This is a genomic window from Methylomicrobium lacus, from assembly GCF_041897535.1.
Lineage (GTDB): Bacteria > Pseudomonadota > Gammaproteobacteria > Methylococcales > Methylomonadaceae > Methylomicrobium > Methylomicrobium lacus_A.
The window spans coordinates 1,446,555-1,469,764 of sequence record NZ_CP169217.1 but is presented as its reverse complement, the minus strand read 5'-3'; the positions used below and the strand labels follow the sequence as shown (position 1 = coordinate 1,469,764).

Here is a 23,210-nt window from a genome sequence, read left to right as displayed (position 1 = left end):
AGGATTCTTGATATGGCGCGTCCGTTAAAAATCATGATGCTCGGCTTGCGCGGATTTCCTGGCGTTCAGGGGGGGGTCGAAACGCATGCTGAACGTCTATGCCCACTGTTGGTTGATGCTGGATGTGATGTAACGGTGCTGGTGCGCGCTCCTTATCAGCCTGCTGAAGTCGGACCGATATGGAAGGGGGTTAAATTTATACCGTTGTGGGCCCCAAAGTCTAAACGGCTGGAGGCTATTATTCATAGCTTTTTAGGGGTGTTATATGCAGCTATCAAACGGCCTGATATTCTCCATATTCAAGCTATCGGACCAGCTGTTATGACGCCACTGGCAAGACTGCTTGGCTTGCGGGTAGTCGTGACTCACCACGGTCCTGATTATGATCGGGAAAAATGGGGCAGGTTTGCTCGCGTTGTGTTGCAAGTGGGTGAGCGCTGGGGAATGCGTTATTCAAATGAACGTATTGTCATATCCAAAGTTATCGCAGACATTGTTCATTCAAAGCATCGAAAGAAATCTGTACTGATTCCTAATGGAGTGGTGCTGCCACAATTGCCGAATTCGACTGAGACGTTAGAAAAGTTCGGACTGCACCCCGGACGATATATTTTGATGGTTAGCCGGCTCGTCCCCGAAAAACGGCATTTCGATCTAATAGAGGCTTTTACAAAACTTCAGCCTGGAGAATGGAAACTAGTTTTTGTTGGAGGAAGTGACCATCCGGATAGTTATATGCAAGCTTTGTTGTTAAAGATCAACAAAACTCCAAATGCTATATTTACCGGCTTTCAGTCGGGCAAAGCTTTGCAAGAGTTGTATGGGCATGCTGGATTATTCGTTTTGCCTTCCTCCCATGAGGGTCTGCCCATTGCCATGCTGGAAGCGTTAAGTTATGGGTTGCCGGTGGTTGCCAGTGATATACCTGCTAATTTAGAAATTGGTCTTGAGAAAAAACATTATTTTCCGCTCGGTGATGCTGATGCATTGTCAAATCAATTGCAATTTTTTATTGATAATGATTGGGCGGCATACGATAAAAATGCTGCTAGAACGTTTGTAGACAAGCGCTATAACTGGCAGGGGATAGCTAGACAAACAATAGATGTTTTTAAGACCATTTGCTCTGATGCTTAAAATGTTAAAAAACTTCGTTTGCTTGGGGCTGCCAATAGCAGTTCAGGATTCTTTTCGTTTTTAACTTTGCCGGACGGCGCATGTTGCCCCGTCCACAAAGTTTCCAAACTTTAGGTTATCGGCAGCCCAAGAACTGTGGGGGCGGGATTGCAAATTCCATCCCGCTTGAGGGGCTAAACGATTACATATTAATAACGTGAGAGTTTATTAGATGAAAACTATTCTTATCACCGGTGGCGCCGGCTTTATCGGCTCCGCCGTCGTTCGTCAATTCATCGCCGATACCGATTGCCACATAGTCAATGTCGACAAGCTGACCTACGCGGGCAATCTGCAATCGCTCGCTTCGGTGTCGGATAATCCGCGTTACCGCTTCGAGCAGGTGGACATCTGCGATGCGGCCGAAGTCGCTCGGGTGTTCCGCGAGCATCAACCGTCTGCCGTGATGCACTTGGCGGCGGAATCGCATGTGGACCGCTCCATTTCCGGTCCTGCCGACTTCATCCAGACCAACATCGTCGGCACCTATACCTTGCTGGAGGCTGCGCGCGAATACTGGCGCGGTTTGGACGCTGAGCGCAAGGCTGCATTCCGCTTCCACCACATCTCCACCGATGAGGTGTACGGCAGTTTGGGCGAGAACGGCTTCTTTACCGAGGAGACGGCATATGAGCCCAACTCCCCGTATTCCGCCAGCAAGGCCTCTTCCGACCATCTTGTGCGCGCCTGGCATCATACCTATGGCCTGCCGGTCGTCACCACCAATTGCTCGAATAACTACGGGCCGTACCATTTTCCGGAAAAGCTGATCCCGCTGGTGATCTTGAATGCGGTCAATGGCAAATCTTTGCCGATCTACGGCAAGGGAGACAACATCCGCGATTGGCTCTACGTAGACGACCATGCGCGTGCCTTGCGTCTAGTATTGGAACGCGGCGAGCCGGGCGAAACCTATAACATCGGTGGTTGGAACGAGAAGACCAATCTGGAGGTGGTGCAATCGATCTGCGCCATTCTGGATGAACTGCACCCGCAAGGCGCGCCGCACAGCCAGCTGATTACCTTCGTGCAGGATCGTCCGGGGCACGATCGCCGTTACGCGATCGATGCGACCAAGATTGCGCAAGATCTGGGCTGGAAACCGCAAGAGACCTTCGAGTCCGGCCTGCGCAAGACCGTCGAATGGTATTTGCAGAACACCGATTGGGTGCAAAACGTGACCAGCGGCGAGTATCAAAACTGGGTGCAAAAGAATTACGCGAACAGGAGTATGGCATGAAAGGCATTATTTTGGCGGGAGGTTCGGGGACGCGGCTTTATCCTGTGACTCAGGCGGTTTCGAAGCAGCTGCTGCCGGTGTATGACAAGCCGATGATTTATTACCCGCTGTCCATTTTTATGCTGGCTGGGATACGTGAGATTTTGGTTATCTCTACACCGCAGGACACGCCGCGCTTTGAGCAACTGTTGGGCGACGGTAAACAGTGGGGTATCGAATTGAGTTACGCGGTGCAGCCTTCGCCGGACGGGCTCGCGCAGTCATTCATTATTGGCGAGGAGTTCATCGGAGATGATCCCTGCGCCCTGGTGTTGGGCGATAATATTTTTTATGGGCATGGGATGGAGGCGCTGCTGCATGCCGCCGCAACCAAGCAAGAGGGCGGTACCGTGTTCGCCTATCATGTACAAGATCCGGAACGCTATGGCGTGGTTGAGTTCGATGAACAAGGTAAAGCGGTGAGCCTGGAAGAGAAGCCTGTTCATCCTAAGTCCAACTATGCGGTAACGGGACTGTATTTTTACGATAACAAGGTGGTAGATATCGCCAAATCGATCAAGCCTTCGGCTCGCGGCGAGCTTGAGATCACCACGGTCAATCAGATTTATCTGGAACAGGGTAATCTGGACGTGCAGGTGATGAGACGTGGCTATGCGTGGTTGGACACCGGCACGCATGAGTCTTTGTTGGATGCTTCGCTGTTTATTGAAACCCTGGAAAAACGCCAAGGATTGAAGATCGCCTGCCTGGAGGAAATCGCTTTTTCCAGAGGTTATATTTCTGCCGAGCAGTTGAAAGAATTGATCGTGCCTTTGGCCAAGAATGGCTACGGGCAATATCTGCAACGTCTGTTGACGGAAAGAGGCTGATTATGAACATCGTACCAACGAATTTATCTGGAACAGGGTAATTTGGACGTGCAGGTGATGAGACGTGGCTATGCCTGGTTGAACACCGGCACACATGAATCTTTGCTGGATGCCTCGCTGTTTATTGAAACCCTGGCAAAACGGCAAGGGTTGAAGATCGCCAGCCTGGAGGAAATCGCTTTTTCCAGAGGTTATATTTCTGCCGAGCAGTTGAAAGAATTGGTCGCGCCGCTGTCCAAGAACGGCTATGGGCAATATTTGCAACGCGTGTTGACGGAAAGAGGCTGATTATGAACATCGTACCGACGGACATCCCCGATTTGCTGATCGTGGAGCCCAAAATCTTTGGCGATGAGCGCGGATTTTTTTTCGAGAGCTTCAATGCCAGACGTTTCTCCGAGTTGACGGGCGTCGATCTTACATTCGTGCAGGACAATCACTCGAAATCCGCGCGCCATGTATTGCGCGGGCTGCATTACCAGATACGGCAGCCACAAGGCAAGCTGGTGCGCGCGGTGGTGGGCGAGGTGCTGGATGTGACGGTGGATATTCGCAAACCTTCGCCGACTTTCGGGAAGTGGTTCGGTGTCATTTTAAGCGCGGAGAACAAGCGCATGATGTGGATACCGCCCGGCTTTGCGCATGGCTTCGTGGTGCTCAGCGAAACCGCTGAGGTCCTTTATAAAACCACGGATTATTGGGCGCCGGAACACGAGCGTTCGATTTTGTGGAATGACCCGGCACTGGCGATAGACTGGCAATTGCACGGTGCAACGCCATTGCTGTCGGCCAAAGACCAGGCAGGTCAATTGCTCAAGGATGCCGAGGTTTTCGAGTGAAGGTAAAGGGCGGCATCAGGAAAATTCTGGTCACCGGCAAGTCGGGCCAGGTGGGATGGGAGTTACGGCGCAGTTTGTCCACGCTGGGGCAGGTGACAGCCGTTGGTTCCAATGAGCTGGATTTGGCCTATGCGGATGCGATACGTGGTTTCATCCGTCAGTTGAAGCCCGACATCATCGTCAATCCTGCCGCTTATACGGCGGTGGACAAGGCCGAGTCGGAAGCCGATTTGGCGATGGCGGTGAATGCGATAGCCCCCGGTGTTCTTGCCGAGGAGGCAAGGCGTTTGGGGGCATTGCTGGTGCATTACTCGACCGATTACGTCTTCGACGGCAGCAAGCGCGAACCCTACGTTGAGGATGACCAGCCCAATCCGATCAATGTCTACGGCGCAAGCAAACTGGCGGGAGAGCAGGCGATACGCAACGCTGGAGCAAATCATCTGATTTTGCGGACGAGCTGGGTCTACGGGGCGCGCGGAAAGAATTTCTTGCTGACCATGCAGCGGTTAGGAAGGGAGCGTGACGAACTCGGCGTCGTGAATGATCAAACCGGGGCGCCGACCTGGAGCCGGGCGATAGCCGAATGTACGGCCCAGATGCTGGCACAGCTTTATGTTCCAGGTGGCAGTGCCGATTTGCCGGCCAGGCTAAGCGGCACCTATCACCTGACCGCTCAGGAGCAGACGACCTGGTACGGATTTGTTAACGAAGCGGTGGCTTGCGGTTTGCTGGCCGGCCGGGATAAGCCGCCCGTTATCAAGCCGATTAACACGGCCGAATATCCTACCCCGGCCGCTCGCCCGATGTATTCCGTGATGTCCAATGCCAAACTTTTCGACACCTTCGGCATCCAGCTGCCTTGCTGGCAGCAGAGTTTATCGATGGTTTTGGAGGAGCTTAGGTCTGACTGCCATTAAGTTAAGGGCAAAACTCCCTCTCCCACCGGGAGAGGGTCGGGGTGAGGGGAATGAAATAAGGAAAATACTTTATTTTATCCTCTCGGCAATAGCTCCTGCATTGCTCTACCTCCCGCATCCTTGCAGTCTGTCATCCTAGCCTTCTCCTTTATGCCCTGTGGGTGCGGCGGGAGAAGAAACCGGCAATCCTTAACTTAATGGCCGTGGAGCTTAGGTCTAAGCGCTGAATTTAGCAATTTACTCAAATAAATGTTCGAATGATGACAACACATATCAATACCATTCTGGTCACCGGCGGCGCGGGTTATATCGGATCGCATACCTGCGTTGAACTGCTCGATGCGGGTTATAAAGTGGTGGTGTTCGATAATTTTTCTAATAGCCATCCGGAATCCCTGCGTCGCGTCGAGCAAATTACCGGTAAATCCGTCATTACCTGCCAAGCCGATATCCGCGATAAAAGCGCACTAACGGCCTGTATCGAGGAGCATGCTTGTCAGGCCGTAATTCACTTTGCGGGTCTGAAAGCCGTGGGTGAGTCGGTCGAAAAGCCGCTTCACTATTATGACAATAACGTGGCGGGCACGCTTTGCCTTTTACAGGCCATGCAACAAACCGGCGTAAAAAACATCGTCTTTAGCTCTTCGGCTACGGTGTACGGCGAACCGCAATTCCTGCCTTTTACGGAAAAGCATCCGCTTTCCACCACCAACCCCTATGGCCAAACGAAACTGGTGATAGAAGAGATGCTGCGCGATCTTTATCGCTCGGATGCTTCTTGGGGTATTGGCATCCTGCGCTATTTCAACCCGGTGGGGGCTCACGCAAGCGGGTTGATTGGCGAAGACCCTCAGGGGATACCGAATAATCTGATGCCGTTTGTCGCGCAGGTCGCCGTGGGAAGGCGGGAGAAATTGAATGTCTGGGGCGGGGATTATCCTACCCCTGACGGCACCGGAGTCCGTGACTACATTCATGTGGTCGACCTTGCCGTGGGTCACTTGCGGGCGCTGGAGCGTCTTGCTGAGCCGCAGTGTTTTACGGTCAACCTCGGCACGGGCAGAGGATACAGCGTGCTCGATGTCGTCAAGGCTTTCGAGAAAGCGAGCGGCCGGACGATTCCCTATGTGATCGGGCCGCGTCGTCCGGGCGATGTGGATGCCTTTTATTCCGATCCCACATTGGCCGCGGAATTATTGGGTTGGAAGGCCGAGCGCGGAATCGAAACCATGTGTGAAGATCATTGGCGCTGGCAGGCTAATAATCCCGATGGCTATAGATAAATCCGAACCGATTGCTTTTTTATCGTGAAAATCAATAGGCAAGTGGTGGGAGCGACGCCCACGTCGCGATTAAAGTCTCAAGTCGCGGCGTGGGCGTCGCTCCCACAGACGAGTTTTCACCGGTTTGGGGCTAAAGTATTCGGAAACTCTGCGGACGGGGCAGCATGCCCCAGCAGGCGAGAATATTTGGGCAAAGCAATATGACTACGTATAAGAAATTTACCTGTTCGCGCATGTTCAGCTTGAGTTTCGCGCTTTGCCTAATGGCGATTTTATTCATGGCGGAATTGCAAGGCGTAACGGCGCATCGCGTCGCAGCGCCATGGGATAAACTGGTGCATGCTTCCGTGTACGGTTTTTTGAGCGGGTTGTTGTGGTGTGGGTTGGTGACTCGCCAGAAATTTTGGCGGCTGTTGGTTTTGATGGCCATTCTTGGCATGGCGCATGAATGGTTGCAGCTTTATCTGCCGGGGCGCACGTCAAGCGTCTGGGATTGGTTGGCCGATGTGAGTGGAAGCTTGACCGTTATGCTTTATTGGCGCTGGCAAAACGAAAGAAAGACGACCTCGAAGGCCGTTATTCGCGATAACTTGGTGCGGGGGCGAGGCGGTTCAACATGCACCATCCGGCTGCCTTGATATACACGCGGTACGGGATTTGCCATTCCGTCCCCATCGATTTTGGGGTCGGGGCTGCCGCTAGACTAAAGTTTGCGGAAACCCTCCGGACGGGGCAACTTGCCCCGCCCGGAGGGTGGGTTAAGCGGTTATTGACGGCTCAAGATTGGCTGACTGGAATGATGTCATCGATTTTGTCTTTTATGGCCTCGATGATTTCCAGAACTTTGTCCAGCGCATGCTGTTGGTTTTGCGATGCGGTCGTGACCGCATTTTGGGCATTGGTCAGGGCGCTATTGGCTTGTTGAGCGGTTGTCTTGGCCTGAGCCAGTTGTTCTTGTTGTTTTGGCGTCAGGGGGCCGCTGCCTTCTAATTTGTCGACCGCCGCTTGTGCCTTGGCCGCTTGTTCGGCCGCTTTTACCGAATTTCTGTCGGCCTCCGCTTTAGCTTTTGCTTTATCCGCCGCGTCATCCGCGTTATTCTTGAGCGTAGTTGCCTTGTTCGTCAGATCGCCTAAAATGACCGCGTCAGTTTCGGCAGCGGCTGTTTTGGTGGCTGCGGTTTGGGCAGTATTATTTTTGGTTTGCGTTGCTTGGGCAAGTTTTGCGTCAGCGGCGGCTTTATCCGCCGCAGTCGAATTGGGGTTGTTGTATACCTTATCTTTTGCCTCTTGGGCCTTTTCTTCCGCTTTAGCGGCTTGCTCGGCGGATTTTTGCGCGACCTCGGCGATGCGAATCTTTGCATCGATGTTTTTTAACGCCGCAAGGTTCTCCGCTTTCTGCTTGCTCACCGTCGCTAAATTCGCGGCGGTCTTCTCCTTCGAGGAGGCAGTATCCGCCGCGTATTTCTGAGCCGCACCCAATACGGTCGATGCGGCTTTCGCCTTTGCGGCCGCCTCAGCTATTAATTTTTGTTGCTTAGCCGTCGGATTGGGATACTTGAGTTTCAGACTCTCGAGGTTGGCATAGGCTTTCGCATTATTGCTTTCGGCCTTTGCCGCGGCGGCGGCCGCTTTCGCTGCGGCGGCGGCGGCCTCGCTAGCCGTCTTTTTGGCGGCGGCCTCGGCCTGCTTGCTTGATTGCGCGACAGTATTCGCTTGCTGGCGCAGCTCTTTGGGCGACGCTGTCGTCAGATCTGACGGCGACGCCGAGCCGGTGGTCGCTACCGGCACAGGTTTTGCGGCGGCTGCATTGGCAAGGGGCGATGCCATGGCTATCGTCATGGCAAGGAGTAAGGTACGTGTTTTCATAGTCGTGTCCAGGAAAGTGAAAGGCGGTATTGAGAGTCTATCAAAAAAAGGGTAACGCAAATGTTCCAAATTTCATTGCCTGATCATAGCAACGTTTTATGAATATTTGGGCGAATAGGGCCTGCGAATGCCGTATCAGTCGTCGATGCTGAAATGCCGGATCTGTCGCTTATGGCTATTTTCTTTATAGTTGATCCGTTATCAAGTCGATTTGCGGCCCGACTAACAACCTGTCTTTTAATTGGAAAAGCCGAAAAATTTGTATCTGAAATGGATGAGAAGGCGCGCAGTGTATCTTTTCGGTTTTTCGGCAATACCTTTGAGAAACGGGTCTAATTTCCATGCTTAAAATACGGAGCTAAATAGATAGTAATGCTTTTACCTTAAAGCAGTATTAATTGTATCGAGAGAGGGTGAATTTTTTTATTGTCTCCTTCCGCCGGACGGGGCATGTTGCCCCGTCCGCAAGGTTTCTCGCAGGCTTCGAGACGGCGGCATCGGCAAAACGTTCGGGCCGGGGGGGCAATCCCCGGCCCGCCCAGCGCTCCGCAGAGAACCGATTAAAAACTCAGCCAACCCGAACCGAACGATGTCGCAAACACCAGGCTAACTATCGTCATCAGCTTGATCAGGATGTTCAAGGATGGGCCGCTGGTGTCCTTGAACGGGTCGCCGACCGTGTCGCCGACGACCGCGGCTTTGTGCGCATCCGAGCCCTTGCCGCCGTATTGTCCGGTTTCGATCCATTTTTTCGCGTTGTCCCAGGCGCCGCCCGCGTTCGCCATCATCACCGCGAGCAGGAAGCCGGAACTCATCGTGCCGATCAGGAAACCGGCCAGGGCTTCCTTGCCGAGCACATGGCCGATCACGATCGGCACGACGACCGCCAGGGCGCCCGGCAGGATCATTTCACGCAATGCGCCTTCGGTGCTGATGCCGACGCAGGACTTGTAATCGGGTTGCGCGGTGCCTTCCATCAAGCCCGGAATCTCATGGAACTGGCGGCGCACTTCCATCACGATCGCATGCGCGGCCTTGCCGACCGCCATCATCGTCAGGGCCGAAAACAGATACGGCATCATCGCGCCGATCAGAATGCCGGGCAGCATGGTCGGACCGAGAATGTTCAAGGTCTCGATTTTCGCGGCGCTGACATAGGCGGCCAGCAGCGCCAGCGCGGTCAATACCGCCGAGCCGATCGCGAAGCCTTTACCGGTCGCGGCGGTGGTGTTGCCGAGGCTGTCGAGCGCATCGGTGCGGTGGCGGACTTCGCCCGGCAAATGGGCCATTTCGGCGATGCCGCCGGCGTTGTCCGCGACCGGGCCGTAAGCGTCGGTCGCCAGCGTGACGCCCAAGGTGCTGAGCATGCCGACGCCGGACAGCGCGACCGCATACAGGCCCGCCGCCATCGTGCCGTCGGCCTTGAAGCCGAGCCAGATGCTGAGCAGGATCGCGGCCGCGGTGATCAATACCGGCAGCAGGGTGCTCAGCATGCCGACCGCCATGCCCTGGATGATCGTGGTCGCGGGGCCGGTCTGGGTCGCATGCGCGATCGCGAGAGTCGGTTTGTCGGTGTAGGAGGTGAAATATTCGGTCGCGTAGGCGATGCCGTTGCCGGCGATCAGGCCGACCAGGATCACCAGCCAGTAATTGAGGCTGACGCCGGAAACCAGGACGGCCAACAGGCTGAGCGCCAGGACCGCGGCCGAGGCGCCCCAGACCGAGCGGCGCAGCGCCGTCAACAAATCCTCCAGCGTCGCCCGTTCGTCGATCTTCGCGACGAAGCGGCGCAGGTGATGGCTGTAGCGAATCCACAGGGAGTAGCCGGGGTAAATCTTGGTGGTGGCTTCGGTTGGGTCCTTCTCTTCGCCGGTCACCATGTAGATCCCGAACAGGCTGGACAACACGCCGACCGCCGCGACCAGGAACGGCAGGCCGATGAAGGCGGCTGCTTTCTCGGTGCCGAGCGTCGCGCCCAGGGTGGCGGCCGCGATGATCGAGCCGCTGTAGCTTTCGAACAAGTCCGCGCCCATGCCGGCGACGTCGCCGACATTGTCGCCGACGTTGTCGGCAATCACCGCCGGGTTGCGCGGGTCGTCCTCGGGAATGCCTTTTTCGACCTTGCCGACCAGGTCCGCGCCGACATCGGCCGCCTTGGTGTAGATGCCGCCGCCGACGCGCGCGAACAGGGCGATGCTGCTGGCGCCGAAACCGAAGCCGGTCACGTAGGTCAGTTGGTTCGGATCGCCGTTGAAGATCAAATACAGCACCGTCATGCCGATCAGGCTGAAGCTGACCACCGACATGCCCATGACCGCGCCGCTGCCGAAGGCGACGCGGAGGCCTTCATGCAGTCCTCGGCTGGCCGCGGCGGCGGTTCTGACGTTCGCGCGCACGGCCACATACATGCCGAGATAACCCGCGCCCGCGGAGGCGATGGCGCCGACGACGAAACACAGCGCGGTCTGCCATTGCAGAAAAGTTGAAATGACCGACGCCACGATCGCGACGAAAACGGCCAGGACCCGGTATTCCCGGTTAAGAAAAGCCGAAGCCCCTTGTTGAATGGCTTCCGCGATCGCTTGCATGGCGGCATTGCCGCGGTCGTAGCCAAGAATGATTTTAAATTGCCAAAGGACGTAAGCGACGCCCAGAAGCCCCATCAGTAACGCGATAATGATCGATAGCGATGCGGTTAACACCGTTCCTCCTATTTTTAGTTATAGTTATTTAAATAGCTCGGTAACGGCCGGTGCGTTCTTTCCGGAATGAACGGAAAAAGCGCCCGGAAAGCCTGTTGTTTCGGATCGCTATGCTTAAAAAGTCCCTCCAAAACCCTTCATGCATAAAAACCCGCAGGCAAATCTTGCTACGATTCTGCCGCAGCCGGCCTTGTGAACCCAGCGTCTCGTCATGATCGGCGAAGCGAAGGGTTGACAATTACACAAGCCGGGGAGTAGGTTACTGAAAAGTTCAGATAACCACAATCAAAAATTGACCGCTGCGATTTCCTTGCAAAAACTATTTGATCGAGGAGAATGTAATGCCTTGCGATGTAAGTCTTCTATCGCATTATCAGAAATATTTTCGCATGCTCAAGGCGGCCTGTCCTGAATTGCAGAAAGTTGCTTTCCATATCCGCTACCGTGTTTATTTTGAAGAACAAAACATGATTGCCGCCGATACGCTCGGCGAGCATCTGGAGACCGATTTATGGGATCCCTGTTCGATACATTCGTTACTGTATCATAAGCCGAGTAGTCAACCCATCGGCAATGTCAGACTGGTTCCGCGGGATGTCAGTCCGACGAAGACGTTGCCGGTCGAAGAACATTACCCCAAGCCGTTCAACTTCAGCCGGGCGCCGGTCAAAGACATCAGAAGCGGCAAAACGGACGAGGTGTCCAGAATGTTGATTTTGTCTTCATTTCGGCGCCGCAAGGGCGATTTGAATTATGCGGCCGAAAACGATTCGTCGGACGGCGGCAAGGACGACAATCGTTTTCCGATCAATTATTTGCCGGTCTGCATGATCTTTGCGGCCGCCATTTTGATGCTTGAAGAACGGCTCGATTATGGCGTAGGATTGATGGAGCCGCGTTTGGCCCGCTTGCTGGCGCGGTTTGGTGTCGGGCTGCACCAGATCGGCGAACCGATGGATTATTTTGGCCAAAGGGCGCCTTATTTGATATTTCCTCAGCCTATCTATAAGGATCTGAGCCCTGATTACCGAGCGCTTTACGATTCGATCCGGTCCGAATTGCTTGGCGAATCGTCCTCTTAAACCGCAATGATTTCCGGTTTTTCTATGCGTAAAGAGCCGCAACGTTTTTTAAGCCTGGTATGGCAGTCTATTTTGTCCGTTAGCTTCGCCACCTGTCTGGGATCGGGGGCGATCATGTTGATGGGGCAATATAGCCTGAATAAAAACTACCAGCAGGAAAGAACCCGTCTGCATGATGTCTATTCGCATGCCTTTCATGGCGTTTTGGAGCAAATCAAGAGAGACCGCATCGACATCAGTTGGCTGATTCCGGGCCTGCTGGAATCCTCGATGTCACCCGATAAAGCGCTCGCGGCGATCAAAAAAATCATCGACACGAATTGGTCGCAAATCGAACTCGAATCGCAGATCATTTCGGTCTTCCTGTTTAACAAAGACACGCAACTTGTCGGGCATTGGGGCGAGGCCAGGGTACAAAAACAGTTCGACGACTGGCTAAGCCTGGTCGCCAAATACGAAATCTCCTACGACTATATTTTGTGCGAGGCGCGTTGCGTTCATTACCGCGCCACACCGTTTTTGTATAACGGCCATTTTTTGGGCATCTTCATCTTTGGCGTCGACTTGGCCGATGCGGTCTTGAAATTGAAAAACGTGATCGGTCTGGATGCGGCCATTTTGACCCGGCATGCGCGGATCGATAAGCCTGGCATTCTGCGGCTGGAGCCGTGGTCGATGAATGTGATTGCGCTGACCGAGTATCAAAAAAACTCGGCCTTGCTGAAAGAATTCAGCCGCCTGCATCCTGAAGGGTTGGCGCAAGGATCGCTGATCTTCGAAGCCGGCGGCAAGACTTACGACCTGATTTCGCTGCCGGTTGAAGGCAGCAGCGAAGCCTCCATGCTGATCATCGAAGACATCAGCGCCTCGTTGCGCAGCGTCGAGCAGGCGACCTCCCTGTACGCGCTGAGCGGTTTGTTGAGCCTGTTATTGTCCGGCGGCGTCTTGCTGTTTTTGTTGATCGGGCCGACGCGCCGGCTCCGTAGCCTGGTCAACGTGTTTCCTTTGATCGCGAAAAAACACTATCATGCCGTCGCCCGACAGATCCGGCCGCTAAAACACGCTTGGGTCAAGGACGAGATCGATGTGCTGGAAGGCGCGGCGCATGTGCTGATCGGCACCTTGCAGGAACTCGATGACCAGGTCAATCAGCGCACGCAAGCCCTGTCGGATCAGGCCAAGGAACTGCTGATCGAGAAAAACTTTATCGACAACATGCTGAATACCGCGCAGGTGATCATTCTGACTACCGATAATACGGGAAAGATCCGCACGGTCAATAAGTTTACCGAGCAATTGATCGGTTATTCGGCGGCACAACTGGTCGGCAAACCCTTCTCCGAACTGTTCTTTAGCGCCGAGACTGCCGAATTGATACTCGCATCGAACGGCATTTTTGAACGCACGCGGAGCAAAAATTTGCAGTTCGAGTGTCCGATGGTGGCGCGGGATGGCTCCGAACTCTATCTTTCCTGGTATTTATCGCCGCTGTTCATTGCGGAACTCGATGCGGAATCCGGGCATGAAATCCTGGTGGTGGGGCTTGATCTGACCGAGCGCAAAAAATCGGAAAACCGCCTGACCTGGTTGGCCGAACACGATCCCCTGACCGGTCTCTACAATCGGCGCAAATTCGAAAAGGAGCTTGAACGCGCGATCAGTCTGGCGCTTCGCCAGGGCCACACCTCCGCGATCGTGTTCTTCGATATCGATCAATTCAAATACATCAACGACAGCAGCGGCCATCAGGTCGGCGATGAACTGTTGATCAAGGTGGCCGAGAAACTGCGGCATATCACCCGGAAAGCGGATATTATCGCGCGTTTTGGCGGCGACGAGTTTATCATCCTGGCTTCCAATGTCGGGCAACAACAGGCCGAGGAACTGGCGCAGAAGTTATGCGGCGAAATGGCGACGGTAGTGGTCGATAGCGGCGGCGAACTGCATCGCGCCTCGGTCAGCGCGGGGGTATTGATATTTCCGAAGGCCGATTGCAGCGCACAGGATCTGCTCGCGTCGGCGGACATTGCGATGTACCGGGCGAAGGAAGAGGGGCGAGGAGGCTGGCGGCTGGCCAGCCATGACGACATCGAACGCAAAGCCATCAAGAGCCGGGTGACCTGGAAAGGCAAGATCGAAAAGGCCCTCGAGGAAGACCGCTTCGTGCTGTATTATCAACCGATCATGCGGATTGCCGACCGGACGATCACGCATTACGAATGTTTGCTCAGAATGGTCGGGGAAGATGGGGAGATAAGCCCGCCGGCAAAGTTTATCGAGGTCGCCGAACTTACCGGGCTGATTTATCAAATCGATCTGCGTGTGATCGAGTTGGCGTTCAGGAAGCAGGTCGAACTCTTGCAAGAAGGCCTCGATGTCAAACTGTCGATCAATCTGTCGGCCGAAATGCTGTCCAATTCCGATGCCTTCGTGGTGATCAACCGGCTTTTGCAGCGATACGGCCTCGAAGCGAAACATTTCATCTTCGAGGTCACCGAAACGCAGGCGATGACCCGGTTGCAGGCGGCCCACGATTTGATCCTGCAAATCGAAAGCATCGGCGGCAGTTTCGCGTTGGACGATTTCGGCGTCGGATTTTCGTCGATGAGTTATCTGAAACAGTTGCCGGTCAATTATTTGAAGATTGACGGTTCCTTCGTTAAAAATATCCTGCAGAGCCGCGAGGACAGGCTTTTCGTGCACGCCATCAACGGCGTCGGCCATGGCATGGGCATCAAGACGATCGCCGAATTTGTCGAAAACCGGGATATTCTGGAGGTGCTGGCCGGCATCGGCGTTGATTATGCGCAGGGCTACGGCATCGGCATGGCCATGCCGCATCCCGAGTTTCATCAGCAAAATAGCGTTGGCTGATTCCTTCGGTTACCTAAACGTGCATTCACAGCGATCAGAAATGATACGAAAGCATGAAGGCGTACATATCCCAGTTCCGGGTTTCGTCTTGCGGGTTTTCCAGCCTCGATAACCAACCCGTGCCGTTGACGTGATGGTATTCGGTGCTCAGCATCAACGAGGGCAGAATTTCATAGCGCAAGCCGAATGTCCAGTCTCGGGCATAGCGCGAAAATGAGGGCCCCAGTTGTGGCGGGTAGCGATAGCCGTATTGATCGTCAAGATCCCAGACCAACTCATCGTAGCGCACGAAGCCTTCGAGTTTGTCGGTAAAATGGTATGCGCCCTGGATGTAATAGCTCTGGCCGGTAAAGGCGACATCATGGGCATTGAGATAATCCAGTCGGGTGCGGCGCAGCGCATATTCCGCGGTCAAGGACCACTTTTCCGCGTTGTATTGCGCCGATAAAATCAATGGGTTGAAATGAAACGAGCCCTGATTCCGTGGGTGTGAGGAAGAATTAAAATCGCTCAGCACATCGGCATAAGTTACCGCAAAACGAACCCGGCTGCCGGGTGATTCATATCCCAATCGCGCGACCCATGAGGTATCGCCTCCCACCTCGCCCTTATCGCCTCTTAAAACCGTGTTCATGAAATCCGGTCCATCGGTGCGCGGAATGACCAGGCCGAAATTGAACGAAAAGTCACCAAAATCGGTGCGATGTTCGCCATACAGATAGCCTCCGTCGGCGGATATCGCCAGATCTCTATTGCGATCAAAATAAATCGATTGCGGCAACAAGATGCTTGGCCGGGTCGCCGCGACATCGCGGGTTTCATTGTAAAAACCCAAGGGCGTCAGCACTCGGCCGGCCCGGATCGCCAGCAACGAGGATTCGGTGGACAACACATTGTAGTTGGCCAGGCCGTAATCGATGCGTAAACCGGCTTCATCGGTTTGTCCTGCATCGCGCCAGACCACCTGCATCGCCAGCTGCAAATCGGGGAGCACGCTCCAGGAGCCGTTGACCCCCAGTTCCCTGAAATCGGTCGACAGCGAATCGTCGGAATGGCCGAAAAAATGGTTATCGCTGGTATGAATGAAGCCTTGTGACAGAAAACCGTGCACCTGCATCGACTCGGGCAGCCATTTGCCGAGCTTCAAGTCTTGCGCCGGGCTGGGAGCGCTGAACGCGAAAGCGGAGACGCAGCATCCTATCAACAGATCATGCTTGGAGTGTGTGGGCAAATAGCGCATGCAGGCTGATCCCTTATTCGATGTCCAATATTTTGACGTTTGCCGTCAAATCCTTGCCGCTTAAATAGCCGATCGCGCCGGGCGTTTCGCTGATGCGTTTCGCCATCTCTTCTTGCGTAGCGATCGCTAACGGCGCCTGGCCTGTGCCGCTGAAAACCAGTCGGTTCCAGCCATTGCGGATCTGTTGAGGAAAAACGAGCAATTTCTGTTTACAAAACGTTTTATGTAAAGGGTCTTCGTCCTGCAATACATAAACCGTGATCGGCGATTCGTCGTTCCAGTGCCGTAAACGCATATTGAAGATAGCATTCAATCCGGTTCGGCTGATATTTCTCTGCGGATTGGCTGAGTTGACTACGACATAAATGCCGTCAGGATTGATTTTATTTAGCAAAGGGGCGGGATGCGCACTGTCTAGCCAAAGACACAGCAAAACGGCAAGGGCGGCCTGATTTCTTGTAATTTTTAAAAGGGGAACCTGATTTTTCAATTCGATTTCCTCAACTCTTTTCTTTACAAGAATAGAGAGCTGTAAGTCTAACGGAAAGACGTTGTATTTTTCAATTTGAAAAATATTAACGGGCCGAAAAAAAATTTACGCTAAAGGAAATTGACGGGAAGAACCAACAGAAATGCTATGCTGCGAGTGTTTGGGCCGAAGCTGAACCGGCAATGCTTGCGGAGTTACGTCCAAAATGCCTGCCGGCGGACTCGATCCTGCTTGCAGAATATTTGCAAAGTGAATTAACCGGCGTTGTCAAGCACGAAGCGGTCTACGGTTATGATTATGCCAGAATGGGAGAGAGTTTACAACCTAGGTGCAGATGTTTGGAGGGTTTTCACTTTTGCAAATTATCATGCTTGTTTTTCGGGCGATCGGGGCAGAGCCAAAAAGCATAGGCCATCGCTAAATAAAATGAGGGTTGTGGGTGATAATAGGTGCCGTCAACTAATGAATGTATTGTCAGTGCGACAATAATGGCGCCGGCCGCTAATGCGGATTGATTGAGATTGGTATCGCGGTTGACAATATGGAGTTTAACGCCTTGCCAAAATCCCGTGACTAGAAGGTAGAGGAATAGCACTGAACCAATCAGCCCCCATTCTGTAAGAAATTGAAGAAAGACGTTGTGAGGTTGGTAGCCAAAGATACGGTTTGGCATATAGTAATAACCCTGCGGACCTAGCCCGAATATCGGGTGGTCCTTTAGGGATTCCCAAGTGCTCAGCCAGATTTTGATTCTTCCGGTGCTTAGATCGTTAATGTTATCCGCTGTCGAAACTGAATGATAAATTCTTATTGCACCGCTCCAATCCAGATTAGGTAGTAATTCGCTAACGAACAATCCTAAAATTGGCGAAGCCCCAAGGGCACAGAAAGATAAATTTTTGTTAATGCTTTTAATCCTTACAATCATCCAGATATAAAGCATTACGCCGATCGCGGACATGATTGCGGCACGACCTCCGAGCCATAACACGAATGACCATAGCATCGTGAGAGCTATAAATTGTAACGCTGCCTCATAGCGGCTAGCTTTCTTGAATATGAAGAGCGCTATTAACACGCTTAGGCCTGCTGTTGCTTGATATCCAGTGTGCCTAAGATGAGAATTGAATGGTGGTTCATGCCACCATTTAAGGCTAAGGGATCCCAGACTTAAATGGCTGGAAAAGTCAAGCCATTCATAAAAAAATGCGCCGACTATGAGGAGCGTGCTTAAAGGAGCTGCAAAGAGGAAGCGTTCTATTTTTGCACCACTTCTGTAGATGAAATTCCAGAAAAAAAGGAAAGTCAACACATGTGTAAGCGTTTGGACATATCGTTCCAACACAAAAGGTTTTTCAAGGAGATTGAGCGGTGAGTGGATCAGTGAAAAGGTAATGCACAAGAACCAGAGCGCCATCACAATGGCTGTTCTCTTATGCTCGTAAATTATTTTTGAAAAGGGGAGAGGGGTAAACAAACAGAGGGTTATGAATGCCAGCTCCGTGCGAAATACCGCATCGGCATTGGCTAATGAAGATCCTGAGGTAACGAATACGATGCCAACGATGAGGAGGAAAATGGCATGAGCTAACCAATTGTTTATTTTATTGCTTATAGTAAACATTGGCTCTTCCTGGGTAAGCATTAGGATTGTCTCCTGAATCCGAATTATTTATGCGTTTTTATTTGATCGGAAGCGATGATGAAACTCCTGCACTGTTGTAAAAGGTGCATGAGTCTCAAGGGGAGGACACAAGACGGTCAAGGTTAATCAAGCCATCACCATTTCGATCTAATCCAGTGGTTTGCCTCAGGCCAAAGAATGGAAACAGTATAGCTAAAATTTGATTTTTTTTGATTGCTGCTATGGGGTTGGAGCCATGAGCGGCGCCAAATCCGTGACCCAAAAAACTAAATGTTTGCTAAGCTTTTCGAGAGAATGCAGCGCCGGTCGGGCAGGTATTCACGATAAGTGAGGCTGTCCCTACGCCCATGTTCTTATACACAAGTCAGTCATTCCGGCAGAATTGCCGGAATCCAGGACTGCAAGGATGCACCCTTGCCCGCTTCCTGGCGGGTATGACGGCATTTGTGTATAACGCATGCCCGATACCCGCTTGCATAAATCATTTGAATCTACCAACGAATTGCGAGGCTTATCATGTCAAATTATTCATTCGAATCCTGTAAAACAGGAGAGAGTGATGGCCGTCATGCAGATTTAACGTTGTCGTTGATTATTGCCACCCTGCCGATTGTCTTGAAAATTCAAGCATCCTTGTTCAGTGATGGCCTATCCGCCAAAGTGTTGCCGTCGATTCTAGGTTCAATTGCCGATACACCCCGTTTAATGCTGGCGTTGTTGGTATTTTTGTTGACGATACTGGGGTGCCATTTATTGGTTGGTTATTTAGCATGGCGTATATGGCGGCCTTTTGCTGAAAGTTTGGATTGTCCGGTTAGCCGGCGTCGCTTACTGGCCGTGTTGTTTTTCGCCACATTGCAAGCCGCAATTTTAGGGTTGAACAATCTGTTTTTTCCTCATACAGACCTTCAGGTTGCAATGCCTAAAATGTTGGTTGCTATGGGCGGATGCAGTTTTTTTGGAGTTTTGCTTGGGCATGGTAAACGCCGCATCGGTATGTTTCAATCTAGTCATTGGCGACCTGGCCACGTGGCGCTAATGCTGGCTTCATTGCTTCTGGGCGGATTTTTGGTTCATTCAGATGCCGGACGGTCCGAAATCGCTCACCGCGATCAACCCGATGTCATTATCATCGGCCTGGATAGCTTCAGGCCTGATCATCTGCAGCAACCCGGCGATATCGCATCGATTACTCCGAATTTGGACAAGTTTTTACGCGGCGCTTATCGCTTTGAACGCGCATATACGCCGATGGCGCGCACTTATCCAGCCTGGATGAGCATTCTTACCGGCCGCTATCCAATCGAGCATGGCGCGCGGGAAAATTTACTCGATCCCAAATATTTGCACGACCGCGAACGCAGCCTGCCATTTTTGCTGAAGAACAAAAGTTACATCACCGCCTATTCAATCGATGAAACCCGTTTCTCCAATATTGACCATCAATACGGCTTTGACTTGACCGTAACGCCTGAGATCGGGGCGGCAGACTTTGTGCTTGCAACGGGATCTGATCTTCCGCTGATTAATTTCATTAATCTTACTCCTAAACTGCATGCGGCCTTGTTTCCGTATCAATTTATCAACCGCGCGGTGCATAAAACCTACGAGCCCGACAATTTCGATGAGCAACTCGATCATTTGATAAATACCGTCGATTCCGGGCATCCGCTGTTTTTGGTCACCCATTTCGAATTGCCCCATTGGCCGTATGATTGGCGTGGCAGTGATAATTTTACCGCGCCGGAAAATCAACGTTTAGCAACTTTATCCCCTCCTGACTACCAAAAAGCGGTACACCGTGCTGATATTCAGTTTGGAGCCTTGTTGCAATCTTTGCGACGTAATGGTCGTTTGAACAATGCAGTTGTTGCCGTGTTATCTGATCATGGTGAAGGATTTACCAACTTTGCTCCAGTCTGGAAGCCTGAGAAAAATGGCAAGTCATTAGTGCTCCCTCCTTTTGATCTACATGGCGGGAATGTGCTGGATGAAGCGCAAACCCGTGTATTGTTGGCCTTTAAGCGATTCGGAGGCAACGCCTCGTTGCAGGGCCAAAGCCGGCGTTTGACATCGCTCGTCGATGTTGCCCCTACCTTATTGAGTCTTGCAGGGATTGATAAACAGGAACTCAATGCGACAGGCTGCGATTTGTTTGCCGCTGATGAAGATCGCCCGGAATGCAGTCAGGAGAGGGTTGTGTTTACCGAGAGTGGTTTTAATCCACCGTCCCTGGCTGAAGGCAATGGACTTGACCCAAACAAAGTTGCCGAGGAAGCCTATGCTTATTACGACGTGAATCCCGATACCCGATTAACCCTTAAAGGGGAGTTTTTGCGGCAATTATTCGACGACAAACAGCGCGCGGCCATTTCGGATCATGGCATCGTTGTCAGCATGTCTTTCAATGGCCAAAAGCAATTACTGTATGGTGATTTGATACATCACACTTACCGCAATGCTGATGTCGGAGGCTCAACCGCAAAGGAAAATAGTCTGCTGAAAAGGCTTTGCTCCCGATACGCGGCCGATAATTCGGATTTAAACTCTTTTTGCCTGCAACAGGGGAATGTGTAGAAAAAATCCAATAGGATTATCAACAAAAACTCACCTGATAACGCGTAAAATGCGCGCTTAATTCAAGAAACTTCTCGACCTTCAACGAAGCGGCGATAATCCCTCGGGCAATGGCCAATACCGTCGTATTTCCATGCCGGCAATCGGGCGGCAAAAACAGCTCGGCGCGCTCGTCCTCGGAGCGCATGACGATGAAGCCCTGATTTTTTCCAATTTCGACAGGGTAAACCCCTCCCTCGATTCTTTCCAGCAGCAGATTTCTGAGCCTGGTGTGGCTGTCCACCCGGATGTGCCGGATCACCGCGAAACAGGGCGGCTGGCCTTCTTGCGCGATAATCGCCGGTTCATCCTGTGAACATGCTCGACTGGCGATATTGGCGACACAAAATGCGGGCTCTTCGGTATCGAAAATCGTCAATTGCCTGGCCGCGACATCGTTCACGCCGGCCAGGACTTTCGAGGACAGCGATGCCATCGTGTTTTTGATTTCCAGCGGCACCAACTCCAAATGGGATGCCTTCTGCCGGCTTGGGGTGATGCCGCTGAGCTCCATGACCCGGTAGCGGCTGATCAGAATATTCAAGAATCTTGCGGCCTGGACGCCGCCGATGATCAGATCGCATTTCTTGGCATGCAAGGGATCGATGGACCGCCGGATTTCGTAATAGGCGGTCAATCGGTTTAACAGGCCCGGATAAGCCGCGAATTTTGCCTGCTTGTCCGGATGGCTTTCAAAAAAATCGATCAATCCGCCGTTATCGAGCGACAACAGCCGTGGCGGGGCATTGTCCGGAGCGGCGCGGTCGGGAGGAAGGAGGGTGTCGGGCTGCCAGCGGCACAGGGAGAAATCGGCGGTTGCGGGACCGAGCCGGACGCAAGCGGCCAATTCGGCGGTAGCGGCAAAAATATCGGCAATATCGGATGCGCGATAGTGATAAGGATGGCAGCCGTGAAACAGCAGCGCATGCTTGACGGCCCCGTCAATAGTGGGTTGAGGCATCAACCCTGAAACGCGGTCGTCGACGGCGAGCGTCAACCAGTTTTGGGTTTCCGCCAACAGATATAATTCGGCGAATTTTTTCCAGACGCCTAAGTCCTGGGCTTCATGGAACAGGGTGCTGCGTTTGTTCACCAAGCTCAAAAGTTGCAGGGCTCGGTAGGCGCAAACGACCTTTTGCGTATCGGGCAAACTGGCATGCTTGGCCAGTTTTGCAAAAGCAAAACCCAGTTTTTTAGGCAGTTGCAGCGCCGCCGTCATCCATTTTCCGGCTTTATCGGGCGCATAATCCGCCCTTTCGGCATGCTGCTCCAGCAGTTTCGACAGCAGCAAAACGCTTTCGGTGAGCCTATCTAATATCAAGAAAAGGGTGTTTTTCTCGATCGGGGCGTTCGCCAATGCGCTGAGTACGCCATTGAGCGAATTGATGCGTTCCGTAAGAAAAAGCCGATCGAGAGCAAGCAGCCAGTCGCTGACAGAGTCGGAGGTGAGTTCGAAAGGCAAAGCTTGGGATTCTTGCATAAGATAACGCGGCGTGATGGAGTTAACGGGTTCGGCAATACAGCCTATAGCCTCCAGGTCGCAGCGAGGCATCTAAGCCAATCGTAATGGAACAAGCATAGCACAGCCAAAAAACGCCGGCTGACAAAAAACGTCACAAAGCGACGCCAATTTTTGTCACTGTTCTGGCTTGTCGTTTCGCCAGACCTTGTTGGCGGCAGCGCGAAAATACATGTGTCAAAAAACTGGGATATGCAACTTATTGTTTACGAACAATAATTATGTTGTCGACATAGGATTGGAGCCGGTTGGGAAGACTTTGGCATGCAATCTGCTTGATCCTGATTGTCTTGTGACAACAACCCCACCCAAAGAGGAAATGGCTATGAAAAATATGACTGTGCAAAAACAACAACAACAAGGCTTTACCTTGATCGAATTAATGATCGTGGTCGCGATCATCGGCATCTTGGCCGCGGTCGCGATCCCGGCTTATCAAAACTATACGATCCGCGCCAAGATCGGCAACGCGCTTTCGGCCGTGGATAGCGTAAAAACCGCGGTGGCGACTTGCTTGCAAGAGGCGGGCGGTGTCCTGGGTTCCTGCGATACTCTGGGTGAAGTCGGCATTACTACATTTACGGCAACCAAGGAGGTTACTGGCGCCACCATAACAACTGGCACTGCCGCAATCGTTGCAACCTTGGGTACCGGCATTGGTACTAACATTGATACTAAGACTATCACTTTTACCCCGACAGTAGGAGAAACCGCGGTCACCTGGAAAAATACAACAAATATTAGTAATTCTGGTTCAGCTGCAGAAAAAGCAGCTTATGCAGCGATAGTAAAGAATAACGCCTCCTAATATCATTTAAAACCGTAGTGTAGCGGAACCAGGGAAACCGA

General features: G+C 52.5%; 18 protein-coding genes. 12 read left to right on the top strand and 6 right to left on the bottom strand.

The annotated features are described in order from the left end of the window. The first annotated feature begins 12 nt into the window (after positions 1 to 12). The 8 genes from ACEPPP_RS06435 to ACEPPP_RS06400 all read left to right on the top strand — a co-directional run bounded on the left by ACEPPP_RS06435 (position 13) and on the right by ACEPPP_RS06400 (position 6,965). Positions 13 to 1,137: a glycosyltransferase family 4 protein gene (locus ACEPPP_RS06435; protein ID WP_374090213.1), complete on the top strand. Its 1,125-nt coding sequence runs from the start codon at positions 13 to 15 to the stop codon at positions 1,135 to 1,137. 211 nt (positions 1,138 to 1,348) lie between these two features. Next, on the top strand, positions 1,349 to 2,416 hold the full coding sequence (rfbB, locus tag ACEPPP_RS06430; RefSeq protein WP_374090212.1) for a dTDP-glucose 4,6-dehydratase: 1,068 nt from the start codon (positions 1,349 to 1,351) through the stop codon (positions 2,414 to 2,416). Further along, the gene (gene rfbA / locus ACEPPP_RS06425; protein WP_374090900.1) at positions 2,413 to 3,285 is read left to right on the top strand and encodes a glucose-1-phosphate thymidylyltransferase RfbA; all 873 of its coding nucleotides are present in this window, start codon (positions 2,413 to 2,415) and stop codon (positions 3,283 to 3,285) included. Before rfbB ends, rfbA begins: the two co-directional genes overlap by 4 nt. A gap of 57 nt (positions 3,286 to 3,342) precedes the next feature. Beyond that, on the top strand, positions 3,343 to 3,573 hold the full coding sequence (locus tag ACEPPP_RS06420) for a hypothetical protein (protein ID WP_374090211.1): 231 nt from the start codon (positions 3,343 to 3,345) through the stop codon (positions 3,571 to 3,573). Positions 3,574 to 3,575: 2 nt separating this feature from the next. Next, positions 3,576 to 4,124 (top strand): dTDP-4-dehydrorhamnose 3,5-epimerase, encoded by a 549-nt coding sequence (gene rfbC, locus ACEPPP_RS06415; RefSeq protein ID WP_374090210.1) that lies wholly within the window; start codon positions 3,576 to 3,578, stop codon positions 4,122 to 4,124. After that, the gene (gene rfbD / locus ACEPPP_RS06410) at positions 4,121 to 5,044 is read left to right on the top strand and encodes a dTDP-4-dehydrorhamnose reductase (RefSeq protein WP_374090209.1); all 924 of its coding nucleotides are present in this window, start codon (positions 4,121 to 4,123) and stop codon (positions 5,042 to 5,044) included. Before rfbC ends, rfbD begins: the two co-directional genes overlap by 4 nt. 257 nt (positions 5,045 to 5,301) lie before the next feature. Then, positions 5,302 to 6,327 (top strand): UDP-glucose 4-epimerase GalE, encoded by a 1,026-nt coding sequence (gene galE, locus ACEPPP_RS06405; protein ID WP_374090208.1) that lies wholly within the window; start codon positions 5,302 to 5,304, stop codon positions 6,325 to 6,327. Between the two features lie 164 nt (positions 6,328 to 6,491). Beyond that, positions 6,492 to 6,965: a VanZ family protein gene (locus ACEPPP_RS06400; RefSeq protein WP_374090207.1), complete on the top strand. Its 474-nt coding sequence runs from the start codon at positions 6,492 to 6,494 to the stop codon at positions 6,963 to 6,965. A gap of 139 nt (positions 6,966 to 7,104) precedes the next feature. Here ACEPPP_RS06400 and ACEPPP_RS06395 read toward each other — a convergent pair whose 3' ends face one another. Next, on the bottom strand, positions 7,105 to 8,193 hold the full coding sequence (locus tag ACEPPP_RS06395; protein ID WP_374090206.1) for a hypothetical protein: 1,089 nt from the start codon (positions 8,191 to 8,193) through the stop codon (positions 7,105 to 7,107). A 560-nt stretch (positions 8,194 to 8,753) separates the two neighbouring features. Beyond that, complete coding sequence (locus ACEPPP_RS06390; RefSeq protein ID WP_374090899.1) at positions 8,754 to 10,856, bottom strand: V-type H(+)-translocating pyrophosphatase; 2,103 nt, start codon at positions 10,854 to 10,856, stop codon at positions 8,754 to 8,756. Between the two features lie 380 nt (positions 10,857 to 11,236). Here ACEPPP_RS06390 and ACEPPP_RS06385 point away from each other — a divergent pair, with 380 nt between their 5' ends. Then, positions 11,237 to 11,977: a PEP-CTERM/exosortase system-associated acyltransferase gene (locus ACEPPP_RS06385; RefSeq protein WP_374090205.1), complete on the top strand. Its 741-nt coding sequence runs from the start codon at positions 11,237 to 11,239 to the stop codon at positions 11,975 to 11,977. 72 nt (positions 11,978 to 12,049) lie between these two features. Beyond that, positions 12,050 to 14,851: an EAL domain-containing protein gene (locus ACEPPP_RS06380; RefSeq protein ID WP_374090204.1), complete on the top strand. Its 2,802-nt coding sequence runs from the start codon at positions 12,050 to 12,052 to the stop codon at positions 14,849 to 14,851. Between the two features lie 34 nt (positions 14,852 to 14,885). Here ACEPPP_RS06380 and ACEPPP_RS06375 read toward each other — a convergent pair whose 3' ends face one another. The 3 genes from ACEPPP_RS06375 to ACEPPP_RS06365 all read right to left on the bottom strand — a co-directional run bounded on the left by ACEPPP_RS06375 (position 14,886) and on the right by ACEPPP_RS06365 (position 18,226). Continuing rightward, positions 14,886 to 16,091, bottom strand: a complete 1,206-nt coding sequence (locus ACEPPP_RS06375; RefSeq protein ID WP_374090203.1) for a hypothetical protein — start codon at positions 16,089 to 16,091, stop codon at positions 14,886 to 14,888. A 13-nt stretch (positions 16,092 to 16,104) separates the two neighbouring features. Next, entirely contained in the window at positions 16,105 to 16,485 is a 381-nt protein-coding gene (locus tag ACEPPP_RS06370; protein WP_374090202.1) for a substrate-binding domain-containing protein, read from the bottom strand. A gap of 445 nt (positions 16,486 to 16,930) precedes the next feature. Beyond that, entirely contained in the window at positions 16,931 to 18,226 is a 1,296-nt protein-coding gene (locus ACEPPP_RS06365) for an O-antigen ligase family protein (protein WP_374090201.1), read from the bottom strand. Between the two features lie 516 nt (positions 18,227 to 18,742). On the opposite strand from ACEPPP_RS06365, the gene ACEPPP_RS06360 reads away from it, so the two are divergent. Further along, a complete protein-coding gene (locus ACEPPP_RS06360; RefSeq protein ID WP_374090200.1) occupies positions 18,743 to 20,803 on the top strand; it encodes a sulfatase-like hydrolase/transferase in 2,061 nt (686 codons plus the stop codon). A gap of 19 nt (positions 20,804 to 20,822) precedes the next feature. Here the strand turns inward: ACEPPP_RS06360 and ACEPPP_RS06355 are convergent, their stop codons facing one another. Continuing rightward, positions 20,823 to 22,322 carry a hypothetical protein gene (locus tag ACEPPP_RS06355; RefSeq protein ID WP_374090199.1) on the bottom strand — a complete coding sequence of 500 codons (1,500 nt, stop codon included), beginning with the start codon at positions 22,320 to 22,322 and terminating at the stop codon, positions 20,823 to 20,825. 364 nt (positions 22,323 to 22,686) lie between these two features. Between ACEPPP_RS06355 and ACEPPP_RS06350 the strand changes: the two genes are divergently transcribed. Further along, complete coding sequence (locus ACEPPP_RS06350; protein WP_374090198.1) at positions 22,687 to 23,169, top strand: pilin; 483 nt, start codon at positions 22,687 to 22,689, stop codon at positions 23,167 to 23,169. The last annotated feature ends 41 nt before the right edge of the window (positions 23,170 to 23,210 follow it).